Annotated in this window: 13 protein-coding genes; 12 read left to right on the plus strand and 1 reads right to left on the minus strand. The window is 65.1% G+C overall.

All coding sequences use genetic code 11. The features are described 5' to 3' along the window. The 12 genes from bchB to hemA are packed head-to-tail and all read left to right on the plus strand — an operon-like array spanning position 1 to position 13,402. Positions 1-1,533, plus strand: a complete 1,533-nt coding sequence (gene bchB / locus D2V07_RS09680; RefSeq protein WP_119586801.1) for a ferredoxin:protochlorophyllide reductase (ATP-dependent) subunit B — start codon at positions 1-3, stop codon at positions 1,531-1,533. Next, positions 1,523-5,059: a magnesium chelatase subunit H gene (locus D2V07_RS09685; protein WP_119586802.1), complete on the plus strand. Its 3,537-nt coding sequence runs from the start codon at positions 1,523-1,525 to the stop codon at positions 5,057-5,059. The genes bchB and D2V07_RS09685 overlap by 11 nt, the downstream gene beginning before the upstream one ends. Before the next feature lie 13 nt (positions 5,060-5,072). Further along, a complete protein-coding gene (bchL, locus tag D2V07_RS09690; protein WP_119586803.1) occupies positions 5,073-5,969 on the plus strand; it encodes a ferredoxin:protochlorophyllide reductase (ATP-dependent) iron-sulfur ATP-binding protein in 897 nt (298 codons plus the stop codon). Further along, positions 5,969-6,685 (plus strand): magnesium protoporphyrin IX methyltransferase, encoded by a 717-nt coding sequence (gene bchM, locus D2V07_RS09695; protein ID WP_119586804.1) that lies wholly within the window; start codon positions 5,969-5,971, stop codon positions 6,683-6,685. Before bchL ends, bchM begins: the two co-directional genes overlap by 1 nt. Next, positions 6,685-8,112, plus strand: a complete 1,428-nt coding sequence (locus tag D2V07_RS09700) for a BCD family MFS transporter (RefSeq protein ID WP_119586805.1) — start codon at positions 6,685-6,687, stop codon at positions 8,110-8,112. The genes bchM and D2V07_RS09700 overlap by 1 nt, the downstream gene beginning before the upstream one ends. Positions 8,113-8,134: 22 nt before the next feature. Continuing rightward, the gene (gene puhA, locus D2V07_RS09705; protein WP_119586806.1) at positions 8,135-8,896 is read left to right on the plus strand and encodes a photosynthetic reaction center subunit H; all 762 of its coding nucleotides are present in this window, start codon (positions 8,135-8,137) and stop codon (positions 8,894-8,896) included. Further along, the gene (gene puhB / locus D2V07_RS09710; RefSeq protein WP_119586807.1) at positions 8,887-9,513 is read left to right on the plus strand and encodes a photosynthetic complex putative assembly protein PuhB; all 627 of its coding nucleotides are present in this window, start codon (positions 8,887-8,889) and stop codon (positions 9,511-9,513) included. The genes puhA and puhB overlap by 10 nt, the downstream gene beginning before the upstream one ends. Beyond that, complete coding sequence (gene puhC / locus D2V07_RS09715) at positions 9,510-10,016, plus strand: photosynthetic complex assembly protein PuhC (protein ID WP_119586808.1); 507 nt, start codon at positions 9,510-9,512, stop codon at positions 10,014-10,016. Before puhB ends, puhC begins: the two co-directional genes overlap by 4 nt. Beyond that, complete coding sequence (locus D2V07_RS09720) at positions 10,013-10,300, plus strand: hypothetical protein (protein WP_199698770.1); 288 nt, start codon at positions 10,013-10,015, stop codon at positions 10,298-10,300. Before puhC ends, D2V07_RS09720 begins: the two co-directional genes overlap by 4 nt. Beyond that, positions 10,297-11,382 (plus strand): magnesium-protoporphyrin IX monomethyl ester (oxidative) cyclase, encoded by a 1,086-nt coding sequence (acsF, locus tag D2V07_RS09725; RefSeq protein ID WP_119586809.1) that lies wholly within the window; start codon positions 10,297-10,299, stop codon positions 11,380-11,382. The genes D2V07_RS09720 and acsF overlap by 4 nt, the downstream gene beginning before the upstream one ends. Continuing rightward, complete coding sequence (puhE, locus tag D2V07_RS09730) at positions 11,376-12,161, plus strand: putative photosynthetic complex assembly protein PuhE (protein WP_119586810.1); 786 nt, start codon at positions 11,376-11,378, stop codon at positions 12,159-12,161. Before acsF ends, puhE begins: the two co-directional genes overlap by 7 nt. Before the next feature lie 20 nt (positions 12,162-12,181). Then, positions 12,182-13,402 (plus strand): 5-aminolevulinate synthase, encoded by a 1,221-nt coding sequence (gene hemA, locus D2V07_RS09735; RefSeq protein ID WP_119586811.1) that lies wholly within the window; start codon positions 12,182-12,184, stop codon positions 13,400-13,402. An 83-nt stretch (positions 13,403-13,485) separates the two neighbouring features. Here hemA and D2V07_RS09740 read toward each other — a convergent pair whose 3' ends face one another. Continuing rightward, positions 13,486-13,992: a c-type cytochrome gene (locus tag D2V07_RS09740; RefSeq protein WP_119587168.1), complete on the minus strand. Its 507-nt coding sequence runs from the start codon at positions 13,990-13,992 to the stop codon at positions 13,486-13,488. Positions 13,993-14,160: the final 168 nt, after the last annotated feature.

The raw sequence follows: 14,160 nt of genomic DNA on the forward strand, positions 1-14,160 counted from the left end.
ATGCAGCTGGCCGTCTGGACCTACGAAGGACCTCCCCACGTCGGGGCCATGCGCGTCGCCACCGCGATGGAGGGGATGCACTACGTCCTCCACGCCCCCCAGGGTGATACCTATGCGGACCTGCTGTTCACCATGATCGAACGGCGCGGCAAGCGCCCGCCCGTTACCTATACCACTTTCCAGGCGCGTGACCTGGGCAAGGATACCGCCCAGCTTTTCCAGGACGCTGCGCGCGATGCGATCGAGCGGTTCAAGCCGCAGGCAGTGATGGTGGGCGCAAGCTGCACGGCGGAGCTGATCCAGGACGACCCGGCTGGCCTGTGCGATGCGATGAACCTGCCCTGCCCCGTCATCCCGCTGGAGCTGCCCAGCTACCAGCGCAAGGAGAACTGGGGCGCTGCGGAGACTTTTTACCAGGTCGTGCGGCACCTGGCGGACCAGTCGATCCGCCCTCGCGGCGAAGGGCGCAAGCTGGCCAACATCCTTGGCCCCACCGCCCTCGGCTTTCGCCACCGCGACGACGTGATCGAGGTGCGCCGGATACTGGATGCGCTGGGGATCGACGTGAATTGCGTCGCCCCGCTGGGTGCCTCGCCTGCCGACATTGCCCGCCTGGGCGCGGCCGATTTCAACGTGGTTCTCTATCCTGAAACTGGGATGGAAGCGGCACGCTGGCTGGAAAAGACCTTCGGCCAGCCCACTATTCGCACCGTGCCCATCGGCGTGGGCGCGACGCGCGCGTTCGTGCGCGAAGTGGCAGCGCTGGCGGGCGTCGATCCCGCCCCGGCGCTGGATGGCGACGGCTCGCGCCTGCCGTGGTGGAGCCGTTCGGTCGATTCGACCTATCTTACCGGCAAGCGGGTCTTCATCTTCGGTGACGCGACACATGCCATCGCCGCCGCCCGGATCGCGCAGGACGAGCTTGGCTTCGTCGTCTGCGGCCTTGGCTGCTATAACCGCGAATTCGCGCGCGAACTGCGCGAGGCTGCCGCCCTTTACGGCGTCGAACCGCTGATAACCGACGATCACCTGGCGGTGGAGGACGCCATCGCGGCAGCCTCTCCCGAACTGGTGCTCGGCACGCAGATGGAACGGCATATCGCCAAGCGGCTGCGCCTGCCGTGCGCGGTGATTTCCTCGCCCGTCCACGTCCAGGATTTCCCCGCCCGCCACAGCCCGCAGATGGGCTTCGAAGGCGCGAACGTGATCTTCGACAGCTGGGTGCATCCGCTGGTCATGGGGCTGGAGGAACACCTGCTGACGATGTTCCGCGAGGATTTCGAATTCTCCGACGATGCGGGCGCATCCCACCTTCACGCCGGGGCGCCGAAAGCCGCCGCGCCGCAACAGGCGTTGGCAGGCGACACCATCGACACGCTCTGGACCGAAGAGGCCGAACGGGAACTGAAGAAGATCCCCTTCTTCGTGCGCGGCAAGGCCCGCCGTAATACCGAAACCTTCGCCGCCGACCAGGGCCGCGCGGCCATCGACATTGCCACCCTGTACGATGCGAAAGCGCATTATGCCCGGTAGTGGCCGCCCCCACGTCCGCGTCGCCATCGTGACGCTGGACAAGCACCTGAAAGGTGCAGCGGAGCGGGCGGGCGATCATCTGGCGATGGATAACATCCACCTGTCCCTGCACGCCGCCGCTGACTGGGACCGCGATCCCGCCTCGCTCGACCGCGCGAAGGACGACGTGGCCAGGGCCGACATCGTCATCGCCACGATGCTGTTCCTCGACGATCACGTGCGCGCCATCATGCCCGCGCTGGAAGAACGCCGCGAGCAGTGCGACGCGATGCTCGGCCTCATGTCCGCGGGCGAGGTCGTGAAGCTGACCCGGCTGGGCAACTACCGGATGGACACGCCTGCCAAGGGTCCGCTGGCGTTGCTGAAAAAGATGCGCGGGTCGCGCAAGAACGGCGCGAGTTCGGGTGCCGGACAGATGAAAATGCTGCGCCGTCTGCCCAAGATCCTGCGCTTCATTCCCGGCACCGCGCAGGATGTGCGCGCCTATTTCCTCACCCTGCAATACTGGCTGGCGGGATCGGAAGCGAATGTGGTGGCGATGGTCCGCGCGCTGGTTGACCGGTATGCTGCAGGCGAACGGCTCACCCGCCGGGGCATGACCGCGTTCGATCCGCCGCGCGAATATCCCGAAGTCGGGGTCTATCACCCGGGCACCGAACAGAAGATTTCCGAAAGCCTGCGCCTGCTCCCTCGCCGGAAAGGCGAGAACGGCACCGTGGGGCTGCTGCTGATGCGATCCTACCTGCTGGGCCATGACGCAGGGCATTATGACGGCGTGATCGCAGCCATGGAGGCAGCGGGCCTGCGCGTGGTGCCGGTGTTCGCCAGCGGCCTGGACGCGCGCCCGGCGATCGACAAGTTCTTCGTGCGCGATGGCAAGCCCGTCGTCGATGCCGTGGTCAATCTCACCGGTTTTTCGCTGATCGGCGGCCCGGCATACAGCGACAGCGATGCGGCCGCCGATACTCTGGCCGCTCTCGACGTGCCCTATCTCGCCGCGCATGCCATCGAGTTCCAGACCCTGGAAGAATGGCGCGAGCGGCGGCAGGGACTGTTGCCGCTGGAAGCCACGATGATGGTCGCCCTTCCCGAACTTGACGGCGGCATCGCGCCCAGCGTGTTCGGCGGGCGCAGCGACAAGGGCGAAGGCCGCGTGCGGGCCATGCAGAGCGACCCCGAACGCGCACAGGCGCTGGCCGACAAGGTCGTGCGACTGATCGCCCTGCGACGCTCGGCCCGGGCGGATCGCAAGCTGGCCGTCGCCCTTTTCAACTTCCCGCCCAATGCCGGGGCCACCGGCACCGCGGCGCACCTTGCCGTATGGGAATCGCTCCACGCCACGCTTCTGCGTCTGGCTGACGAAGGCTATTCGCTGGAAGTGCCCGAAAGCGTCGATGCGCTGCGAGAAGCAGTGTTGCAGGGCAATGCCGCCCGCTTCGGTGCCGATGCCAATGTCGCCGCGCGCATTCCGGCAGACGACCACGTACGGCGTGAGCCGCATCTGGCGCAAATAGAGGCGCAGTGGGGCCCGGCGCCCGGCAGGCAGCAGAGCGACGGTTCGCACATCCACGTGCTGGGCGCGCAGTTCGGCAATGTCTTTGTCGGGATCCAGCCCGCCTTCGGTTACGAGGGCGATCCGATGCGCCTGCTGTTCGACGGCGACTTTGCCCCGACCCATGCGTTCAGCGCCTTCTACCGCTGGATCCGCGAAGATTTGGGCGCCCACTCGGTCCTGCATTTCGGCACCCACGGCGCGCTGGAATTCATGCCCGGCAAGCAGACCGGCCTGTCCGGCGATTGCTGGCCGGAACGATTGCTGGGCGACCTGCCGAACTACTACCTCTACGCCTCAAACAATCCTTCAGAAGGCATCATTGCCAAGCGCCGTTCTGCCGCGACCCTCGTCAGCTACCTCACGCCATCGCTGGCGCAGGCCGGACTGTACAAGGGGCTGGCGGAACTGAAAACCAGCGTAGAGCGCTGGCGCCCTGCCGAGCCGGGTGCCGAGCGGGACGCGCTGGAAGCCATGATCGCCGAACAATGCGACGCTCTCGACATTCCGTGCGGTAATATCGAGACGCTGGCAGAAGACCTGTACGAGCTCGAACGCACGCTGATCCCGCACGGTCTCCACGTGCTGGGTCAGACCCCGGCGGGCGAGGAACGCGTGGACCTGCTGGCCGCCTTTGCCGAGGCCAACCCCGACGCCGTGCCCGAGGATTTTGCCGCCGCGCTGGATAGCTGCGACGAACTGACCGCGCTGGTCCATGCGCTGGATGGTGGTTACATTCGCCCAGCCCCCGGCGGTGACCTGCTCGCCAATCCGGAAGTGCTGCCCACCGGTCGCAACATCCACGGCTTCGATCCCTTCCGTATTCCCAGCCGTTTCGCCTGCGAACAGGGCCGCGCCCAGGCAGAGGGTGTCATTGCACGCCATACTGCCAGCGGTGCGGACTTCCCCGAAAGCCTGGCGATGGTGCTGTGGGGCACGGACAACATGAAAAGCGAGGGCGTGCAGATCGCGCAGGCTCTTACCCTGATTGGCGCACGCCCGCGTCTGGACAGCTATGGGCGGTTGTCGGGTGCAGAGCTGATCCCGCTGGAAGAACTGGGCCGCCCCCGTGTGGACGTGGTGATGACGCTTTCGGGCATCTTCCGCGACCTGCTGCCGTTGCAGACCCGGATGCTGGCAGAGGCCGCGCTGCTGGCGAGCCAGGCGGACGAACCGGCGGCAATGAATTTCGTGCGCAAGCACACGCTGGCCCACCAGGCCGCCCACGGCTGCGATCTGGAAACCGCTGCCCTGCGGGTCTTCTCCAACAACGAGGGCGCCTATGGTGCCAATGTCAACCTGATGATCGAAGGCGGGGCCTGGGCCGATCCCGACGAGCTGGCCGACGCGTTCGAAACGCACAAGGGCTATGCCTACGGCGTGAACGGAATGCCGGTGCAGCAGCGCGACCTGCTGCGCAGCGCGCTGGCCGATGTCGAGTTCACCTACCAGAACCTGGAAAGCGTGGAGGTCGGGATTACCGATCTCGACCAGTATGTCGACGGGCTTGGCGGTATCAGCCGGTCCATCGCCAGGGCGCGCGGTAAGGATGCTCCTGTCTACATACTCGACGCCACGCAGGGCGCGACAAAGGTGCGCACGCTGGCAGAACAGATCGCCCTGGAAACCCGCACGCGCACGCTGAACCCCAAGTGGTTCGAGGGCATGCTGAAGCATGGCTACGAGGGTGTGCGCCATATCGAGGGACACGTCACCAACACCATGGGCTGGTCTGCCACGACGGGCGACGTGGCACCCTGGGTGTACCAGCAGATCAGCGAAACTTTCGTGCTCGACGAGGCGATGCGCCGCCGCCTTTCCGAGCTTAATCCCAAGTCATCCGCCCGTGTCGCGGGACGCCTTCTGGAAGCGTGCGAGCGCAACCTGTGGCGTCCGGACGAGGAAACGCTCGCAGCCCTGCAGGCCGCGTCCGACGACCTCGAAGACCGGATGGAAGGCGTGGCCGCAGAATAATGAGGATCAATCTATGAACCTGCTCGACCCGAAGACAACCTTCTCGCCCCCCGATGGCGAGGGATCGGTGCAGGTCGGCCTCGACCCGCAAGACAAGATCAAGGGCGCGAAGGTATTCGCGGTCTACGGCAAGGGCGGGATCGGCAAGTCCACGACATCGTCGAACCTTTCCGCGGCCTTCTCGAAACTGGGCCACCGGGTGCTGCAGATCGGCTGCGATCCGAAGCACGATTCCACCTTCACCCTCACCAAGAAGCTGATGCCGACGGTGATCGACGTGCTGGAAACGGTGGAATTCCACAGCGAGGAACTGCGGCCCGAGGACTACATGTTCGAAGGCTACAACGGCGTGATGTGCGTGGAGGCCGGCGGCCCGCCCGCGGGCACCGGCTGCGGTGGCTATGTCGTGGGGCAGACGGTGAAACTGCTCAAGCAGCACCACCTGCTGGAAGATACCGATGTGGTTATCTTCGACGTGCTGGGCGACGTGGTATGCGGCGGTTTCGCCGCACCGCTGCAACATGCCGAACGCGCGCTGGTGGTAGCCGCGAACGATTTCGACTCCATCTTCGCGATGAACCGCATTGTCGCGGCCATCGGCGCGAAGGCGAAGAATTACGAGGTGCGCCTGGCTGGCGTTATCGCGAACCGTTCAGCCCAGACCGACGAGATCGACCGCTTTTCCGATGCCATCGGCATGAAGCGGCTTGCCCATTTCCAGGATCTCGATGCGATCCGCCGCTCTCGCCTGAAGAAGTGCACGCTGTTCGAAATGGAGGATTCGCCCGAGGTCCAGATGGCGAAGGACGAATACCTGCGCCTGGCGGCAATGCTGTGGGCCGGGGTCGATCCGGTGGAAGCAAAGCCGATGAAGGACCGCGACATCTTCGACTTCCTGGGGTTCGAGTGATGGCCACGCAATACTCCCATTCCACCGCTCCCGGTCGTTACGACATGCAGCGCGACAAGCTGGCCGCCTATTTCGACGGCACGGCGCGCAAGGCATGGATCGACCTCACCTCCGATGCCAAGGTCAGCGGCATTCGCGCCACCGTGCGTGCAGGTCGCGAGGAAATGCGCGCCACGCTGCTGGACTGGCTGCCTGCCGACCTGCGCCGCCAGCGCCTGCTCGACGCGGGATGCGGCACAGGGGCGCTCAGCATGGATGCGGCGTGCCGGGGTGCGGAAATCACCGCCATCGACGTGGCAGGCGGCCTGGTGGATATTGCGCGCAAGCGTTCGGACGGCTTTCACGGTCATGGCCGCATAGACTGGCGCGTGGGCGACATGCTCGACCCCGCGCTGGGCACGTTCGATCACATCGTGGCGATGGATTCTCTGATCCATTATACCCCTGCCGACATGGTCGAAGCCGTGGCGGGGCTGGCCGCCAACTGCCGCTCCTCGCTCCTGTTCACCTTCGCCCCCTACACGCCCCTGCTGGGCGCGATGCACCGCGTGGGCAAGCTGTTCCCGCGTTCGGACCGTTCGCCTGCCATCGTGCCGGTGTCGGAGGCCGACCTGCGACAGATGCTGGCATCTCTTTCGGATTGGCGCATCGGGCGCAGCCATCGTGTGTCGAGCGGGTTCTACACCTCGCAGGCGCTGGAACTGGTGCGGCGCTGATGAACCGCGGCGCTCCCCTTGCGGCACGCTGGAGCCGGGTCGCCCTGACCTGGCTGCCGTTTGCCGATGCGGCGAGCGACGAACTGCGCCTGCCGCGCCTTCTGCGGCTGTCGCTGTTCCAGGTGAGCGTGGGCATGACCATGGTATTGCTGAACGGCACGCTGAACCGGGTGATGATCGTGGAGCTTGGCACTCCGGCCTGGCTGGTTGCCGGGCTGATCGCCTTGCCGCTGCTGCTTGCCCCCTTCCGCGTCGCCATCGGCCACCGCTCCGACACGCACCGCTCCGTCCTCGGCTGGCGCCGTGTCCCCTACATCTGGTTCGGCACGCTGATGCAATTCGGTGGCCTTGCCATCATGCCGTTTGCCCTGCTGCTGCTGGGTCGGCCGGAAACCTTTTCTCTGGGCCTTGCAGCAAGCGTGCTGGCCTTCCTGCTGGCCGGCGCGGGCCTGCATACGACGCAGACAGCCGGACTGGCGCTCGCCAGCGATCTTGCCCCCGCGGACCGGCGGCCGCGTGTGGTGGCACTCCTTTACGTGATGCTACTGGCGGGCATGATGCTGGCGGCGCTGGTGATCGGTGCCATCCTGACAGATTTCACCCCCACCCGGCTCGTTCAGGTGATCCAGGGGGCCGCCGTGCTGGCGCTGTTCCTCAACATCGCAGCGCTGTGGAAGCAGGAAACGCGCAGTGCTGCGGTCGCTTCGCGCGATACGCCGCGGCCGCCGCTGGCCGAGGTATGGAGTGCCTTCACCGCGCAGCGCGATACCCGCCGCCTGTTGATCGCCATCGGCCTTGGCGCAGCGGCCTTCGCCATGCAGGATGCGCTGCTGGAGCCTTACGGGGGCGAGGTGCTTGGCCTGACGGTGGGCGCCACCACCGGGCTGACAGGCGCCTGGGCGCTGGGCACGCTGGCAGGATTTGCCCTTACCGCCCGCCGCATGAACCAGGGGGCCGATCCCCTCCGCATGGCCGGTTACGGCATTACCGCCGGGATCGCCGCTTTCATGCTGGTGATTTTCGCCGCCCCGTTCGACGTTCCCGGCATGCTGGCAGCAGGAGCTATTGGGATCGGCTTCGGGGTCGGCCTGTTCTCCGTCGGCACACTGGTGGCCGCCATGGCCCTGGCCAGCAACGGCACTAGCGGGATCGCCCTGGGCGCATGGGGCGCGGTGCAGGCGAGTTGTGCCGGGCTTGCTATCGCCATCGGCGGCGTCCTGCGCGACCTGATTTCCAGTTTTGCGGTGGCGGACGGCCTGGGTGCCGCCGTGGCCGACCGGGCGACCGGCTACGCCACCGTCTACATGATCGAAATCGCCCTTCTGCTGGTCACCCTGGTGGTGATCGGTCCGCTGGTGGGACGCGACCGCAGCAACGCAGACCACATGCAACAGTCCCGTTTCGGGCTGACCGAGTTCCCCACGTGACCCTGCGGGAAAGGAAAGAACCATGAACGAGAATATTGTCGGATCGATCGACGTTGCGGAGCTGGCGTTTTACACCTTCGTCCTGTTTTTCATCGCTCTCATCTTCTACCTGCGGCGAGAGGACCGACGCGAAGGCTATCCGCTGGAGGATGAACTGACCGGCGCGATTGAATCGCCCGGTGGCCCGCTCTCCACCGCATCCACCAAGTCGTTCAAGCTGCCCCATGGCGGCGGCACGGTCACCGCGCCTACCCAGGGTCGCGAGAAGGTGGATATCGCGGCAAGGCGGCGCGAGAACTTCGGCGGCGCACCCTATTCTCCCACCGGCAACCCGCTGGCCGATGGCGTGGGTCCGGCAGCCTACGCCGAGCGCGCCCGCACCCCGGATATCGATGCCCACGGCGCGCCGCGCATTGTGCCCATGTCGACGCTGGAGGGTTTCTCCATCGCACCGCTCAGCACCGACCCGCGCGGATTGCCGGTTTATGGTGCCGACGGCATGAAGGCCGGCACGGTAACGGACCTGTGGGTCGACCGGGCCGAGCACTGCATCCGCTACCTGGCCGTGGACACCGGGGCGGGCACGGCCCTTGCCCCGATGGCAATGGCGCTGGTGAAACGCGACCACGTTTCCATCGACGCCATCAACGCCGCCCACTTCACCGGCGTCCCCGGCCTCGAAGGGGCGGGAACCATCACCCGGTACGAGGAGGAGCGCATCGTCGCCTATTTTGGCGGTGGCTACCTTTACGCCAATGACGAAAGGCAGGAACCGTGGCTGTAACCGAGTACGAGAACGAGCCGATCCGCGGCCTGCCCGGGTACCTGCCCGAAGGCGAGCATATCGTGTGGCAGGGCGTGCCGGACTGGCGGGTGTTCGCCCGCAGCGCGCTCTACACCCGCTGGATCGGGTTCTACTTCACCCTGCTGACCGTGCTCGCACTCGTCAGCGGAAGCCTGGGCGGCGCGCTGCTCACCGCGATCAGCGGCGTGCTGGCCCTTGGCCTGCTCAATCTTTTCGCCTGGGGCGTTGGCAAGACGACCGTCTATACCATTACCAACCGCCGACTGGTGCTGCGGATCGGTGTGGCGCTGAACAAGTGCATCAACCTGCCGCTTGCCACCGTCGGTTCCGCCAGCCTGCGTGCCCACGCGGCCGGTCACGGCGACATCGCCCTGCAACTCACCGGCAAGCACCGGCTGGGCTATGCCGTGCTGTGGCCCCATGTCCGCCCGCTGCGCCTGCGTGATGCAGAGCCGATGCTGCGCGCACTGCCCGATGCGGAAAACGTCGCGGCGATCCTGCGCCGCACCTGCAGCGGCGTGGTCCCCAACGCCCGGATCGATACGGACACGGCACCAGCGGCGAACATCGCCCCGCCAAGAAAGGCCGCAGCATGACCCATGCGGCGCACCACCAGGGTCACGGCCACAGCCACGAAAACACGGTGCCGCGCCCGGCGCTGTTCCTGGTGGGTGGCCTGGTGTTCGCGTCGCTGACAATGACGGCACTGGTGACGACGGGCTGGCTGGAGCGCGAGGCCGTTCCCACCGCCGTGCGCGCCGAGGCGAATGTTGCGCCTGTCACCACGCGTCACCTGACCTTCGCCGACCTCGCCGATGGCGGCGTGCGCATCGCCGAAGCCGGCAGCGACAACGAGGTCGCGCTGATCACCAGCGATACCACCGGCAGCGGCTTCATTCGCGGCGTGCTGCGCGGCCTTGCCCGCGAAAGGCGGATGCAGGGCATCGGCGCGGCTCCTCCCTTCGCGCTCACGCTGTGGGAAGACGGCTCCCTCTCGCTGACGGACGAGGCAACCGGGCGCATCATCGAACTTGGCGGGTTCGGCCCGGACAACCGCGCCGCCTTCATCGCCCTGCTGCCCGAAGGAACAGCATCGTGAGCGCACGCACTTTCAACGTGCCCTGCCGTATCGCGGTGGAACAGAGCGAGTATCATTTCCACGCCCACGTCGAACTGGCCGATGAAATCGCCATCGAACCGGGCGACCGGGTGCGCGTTCACGGTGCCCCGATCGCGGTTGCGTTCGGCGAAACGGCGGTGTTCGAGCGCATGGCCACGGTCACCCGGGCCAACGCGCTGCAACGGGCATGGACCAGACTGGTCGCCTATTTCGACTTCAAGGAACTGTACGAAGTCAGCTTCAACCCAGGGAGGGTGCGATGAACGCCCAGACAAAATTCCCCACGCCCGCGGCCACTCCGGCATCCAGCGAAGACACGATGGCGATGGCCACGCACGAAACCGTGCTGTCGCCGCGTTTCTACACCACCGATTTCGATGCGCTGGATGCGATAGACGTCAGCCCCGTGCGCGGCGAATGGGACGCGCTGATCGCGGAGATGATCGGCGACCCCAACAAGAAGCATTTCAAGAAGGACGACAGCTTCAAGGGCGCGATCAACCGGCTGGAACCCGAACTGCGCGCCGAATTCATAGACTTCCTCGTCAGCTCGCTCACCGCCGAATTTTCCGGCTGCGTACTCTATGCGGAAATCGCCAAGCGCACGAAGAACCCGGATGTGAAGCAGCTGTTCAAGCTGCTCGCGCGCGATGAGAGCCGCCATGCCGGTTTCATCAACGAAAGCCTGAAGGATGCCGGTATCGGTATCGACCTCGGCTTCCTGACGCGAACCAAGAAATACACCTTCTTCAAGCCGAAATTCATCTGGTACGCGGTCTACCTTTCGGAAAAGATCGGCTATTCGCGCTATATCACGATATACCGGCACCTTGCCGCCAATCCTGACAAGCAGATCCACCCGATCTTCAGCTGGTTCGAGGAATGGTGCAACGACGAATTCCGCCACGGAGAAGCCTTTGCCCTGCTGATGCGGGCGGATCCCAAGCTGCTGCGCGGGCACAACAAGCTGTGGATCCGCTTCTTCCTGCTGGCGGTCTATGCGACGATGTACGTGCGGGACCACAACCGCCCGGTATTTCACGCCGCGCTTGGCATCGATCCGACCGAGTACGATTACAAGGTCTTCTCCATCTGCAACCAGATCTGCAAGCAGGTCTTCCCGGTGGAGCTGGATATCGACGATGCCGGTTTCCGCCGCAAAATGGACAGGCTGCTGGTTGCCAACCGCCGGATTGAGGACGGCAAGTCCCGTGGCGGCGTGACAGGTGCACTCCAGCGCCTCGGCGGCATGGCAGGCGCGGGCATGGCCTTTGCCTCGATGTATTTCCACCGTGCCAGGAAAAACGAACTGCCCGAAACGATCCGGCTGCAACCTGCATGGTAAGCTGGTCGGGCCATATCCTCCCTGTCGTGGTGACGATTGCCATGTGGTTCTTCGCCACGGGGCTGATCGCCTGGCTCGACAACCGCGAGCGGGGCACCTTCCCCCGCAGCCTGGCCTGGGCCGGCATCGCGGGGGTGGCCGGATTGGTGGCGGTGATTGCCGCAATGCACACCGTTTCGCTAGGCGCGGTCTACCTCTCCTTTGCCGGGGCGATCCTGATCTGGGCCTGGCACGAAATCGCTTTCCTGACCGGCGCCGTATCGGGTCCGCGCCGCGGCTCCTGCCCGCCCGATGCGCGCGGCTGGGAACGTTTCAGCCACGCCAGCGCGGCGATGGCCTGGCACGAGGTCGCGCTGGTGATAACGGCGCTGGTACTGATCACCCTGACCTGGTCTGCCCCCAACCAGGTGGGCGCCATGGTCTTTGCGCTGCTGTTCGTCATGCGGCTGAGCACCAAGCTGAACATCTACGTCGGCGTGCCCAATATGAGCACCGAGATCCTGCCGCCGCACCTCGCCTACTTGCAAAGCTATTTCGGACCGCGCAGGCTGCACCCGTTGCTGCTGGCCTCGCTGGTCGCCAGTACGGCGCTGGCGCTGTGGCTGGGCGCCGCGGCGCTCAGTGCGGCACCCGGCAGCGCCGAATCCGCCGGAGCCAGCCTGCTTTTCGCGCTCGCGGCTCTGGGCGCGCTCGAACACCTGTTTCTCGCATTGCCGTTTCGCGACGGTGCCTTGTGGCGGTGGGCCATTCCGGCCCGCAACCACGATACCCAGCAGTAAAAGTCAAAAGGGATCTGGCCATGGATTTTGAGGGGTTTTTCAATAGCGAACTGGAAGCAGTCCGCGAAGAAGGTCGCTACCGCGTCTTCACCGAGATCGAGCGGCATCGCGGATCGTTCCCCCACGCCACGCGCTATGTCGGCGGCGGCACGCAGGACGTTACCGTGTGGTGCTCCAACGACTATCTCGGCATGGGCCAGCACCCCGTCGTGATCGAGGCGATGCACCGCGTGCTGGATGAATGCGGCGCTGGTGCAGGCGGCACCCGCAATATCTCCGGCACCAATCACCATCACGTGTTGCTGGAACAGGAACTGGCCGACCTGCACGGCAAGGAAGCGGCGCTGCTGTTCACCAGCGGCTATGTCTCCAACTGGGCGGGCCTGGGAACGCTGGCCAGCAAGATCCCGGGCTGCGTTGTCTTTTCCGACGCGCTGAACCACGCCAGCATGATCGAGGGCATCCGCCACAGCCGCGCGCCCTACAAGATCTGGGCGCATAACGATGCCGAGGATCTCGACCGGCAACTGTCGGCCTATGGCCCCGAGGTGCCCAAACTGGTGGCGTTCGAGAGCGTGTATTCGATGGACGGAGACATCGCGCCGATCGCGGAAATCCTCGACGTGTGCGAAAACCATGGCGCGATGAGCTACATCGACGAGGTTCACGGCGTCGGCCTCTACGGCCCGCGCGGCGGCGGCGTGGCCGAACGCGAAGGCCTGATGGACCGTATCACCGTGATCGAAGGGACGCTTGGCAAGGCCTTCGGCGTGATGGGCGGTTATATCGCTGCATCGAGCAACCTTGTCGATTTCGTACGCAGCTTTGCCAGCGGCTTCATTTTCAGCACCGCGCTGCCGCCTGCCGTGGCCGCTGGTGCCTGTGCCAGCATCCGCCACCTGAAACAAAGCGAGGCAGAGCGTATCCTGCAACGCGACCGGGTGGAAACGGTACGGCGCAAACTGGACATGCTGGGGATTCCGCACCTGCCCAATCCGAGCCACATCATTCCGGTGATGGTGGGCGATGCGCACAAGTGCAAGAGGATCAGCGACTGGCTGATGGACAACCACGGCATCTATGTGCAGCCGATCAATTACCCCACGGTTACGCGCGGTTCGGAACGTCTGCGCATCACGCCCTCGCCGGTCCACAGCGATGGCGACATCGGCCGGTTGATCGACGCGCTAAGCGACATCTGGTCGCAGTGCGAACTGGCCAGGGGTGCCATCGCCGCCTGACCTTCGATTTGGATAACTGGCACAATAAAAGGGCGCCGGTCGATCCGGCGCCCCTTTTTTATTCGGCAATCTATGATCGCAGCTTATTCGCCGCCGGATTCCAGATAGGCGATCACGTCTGCACGATCCTGCCCGTCGGAAAGGCCTGCAAAAGCCATCTTCGTACCGGGAACGACGCGCTGCGGGTTCTCGAGATACTGGAACAGCTTTTCAGGCGTCCAGGTGATGCCGCTGTTGGCGTTGGCCGGGGTATAGTTGTAGCCCTCGACAGTGCCGGCCTCGCGGCCAACGACCCCTGCCAGCGACGGGCCGACACGGTTCACGCCAGGCTCAAGCACGTGGCATGCGGCGCACTGCTGGAAAACCTCGCCGCCGTGAGCGGGATCCGCTGTGAACTCAGCCAGAGTCGTTCCGTCGATCGTATCGGTCGAGTCCGCGGTCGGGGCGGGAGCTTCCTGAGTTGCTGCAGTTTCTGTTTCGGCAGCGGTGGTCTGCTCGGGCGGCGGCGGCGGCTCGTCACCTCCGCCTCCACAGGCGGAAAGGAAGGTTAGGGAAACGGCTACCGCTGCAACTTGCGACAAGGTTCTCATCAACGAACTCTCCCCTTTCATGCGTTGCCGAACAGACGGCAATCGCAAACTAACGGCCCAGCGCGCATTTAGTGTCCAGATTTCTACGCGGGCAATCCTGACTTTCGTCCATGCCATAGCAGAAAGAAAGAAATATCTCAGGACATTTTCTGCGCAAACCCCGACAAA

The sequence above is a fragment of the Aurantiacibacter zhengii genome (genome assembly GCF_003584125.1).
GTDB classification, from domain to species: domain Bacteria; phylum Pseudomonadota; class Alphaproteobacteria; order Sphingomonadales; family Sphingomonadaceae; genus Alteraurantiacibacter; species Alteraurantiacibacter zhengii.

Excerpts from the sequence above, each read along its gene's own strand:
- D2V07_RS09740 (WP_119587168.1), bottom strand. The coding sequence starts at position 13,992 with ATGAGAACCTTGTCGCAAGTTGCAGCGGTAGCCGTTTCCCTAACCTTC.
- hemA (WP_119586811.1), top strand. The coding sequence starts at position 12,182 with ATGGATTTTGAGGGGTTTTTCAATAGCGAACTGGAAGCAGTCCGCGAA.
- puhE (WP_119586810.1), top strand. The coding sequence starts at position 11,376 with ATGGTAAGCTGGTCGGGCCATATCCTCCCTGTCGTGGTGACGATTGCC.
- bchL (WP_119586803.1), top strand. The coding sequence starts at position 5,073 with ATGAACCTGCTCGACCCGAAGACAACCTTCTCGCCCCCCGATGGCGAG.
- acsF (WP_119586809.1), top strand. The coding sequence starts at position 10,297 with ATGAACGCCCAGACAAAATTCCCCACGCCCGCGGCCACTCCGGCATCC.
- D2V07_RS09700 (WP_119586805.1), top strand. The coding sequence starts at position 6,685 with ATGAACCGCGGCGCTCCCCTTGCGGCACGCTGGAGCCGGGTCGCCCTG.
- puhC (WP_119586808.1), top strand. The coding sequence starts at position 9,510 with ATGACCCATGCGGCGCACCACCAGGGTCACGGCCACAGCCACGAAAAC.
- puhA (WP_119586806.1), top strand. The coding sequence starts at position 8,135 with ATGAACGAGAATATTGTCGGATCGATCGACGTTGCGGAGCTGGCGTTT.
- D2V07_RS09685 (WP_119586802.1), top strand. The coding sequence starts at position 1,523 with ATGCCCGGTAGTGGCCGCCCCCACGTCCGCGTCGCCATCGTGACGCTG.
- bchB (WP_119586801.1), top strand. The coding sequence starts at position 1 with ATGCAGCTGGCCGTCTGGACCTACGAAGGACCTCCCCACGTCGGGGCC.
- bchM (WP_119586804.1), top strand. The coding sequence starts at position 5,969 with ATGGCCACGCAATACTCCCATTCCACCGCTCCCGGTCGTTACGACATG.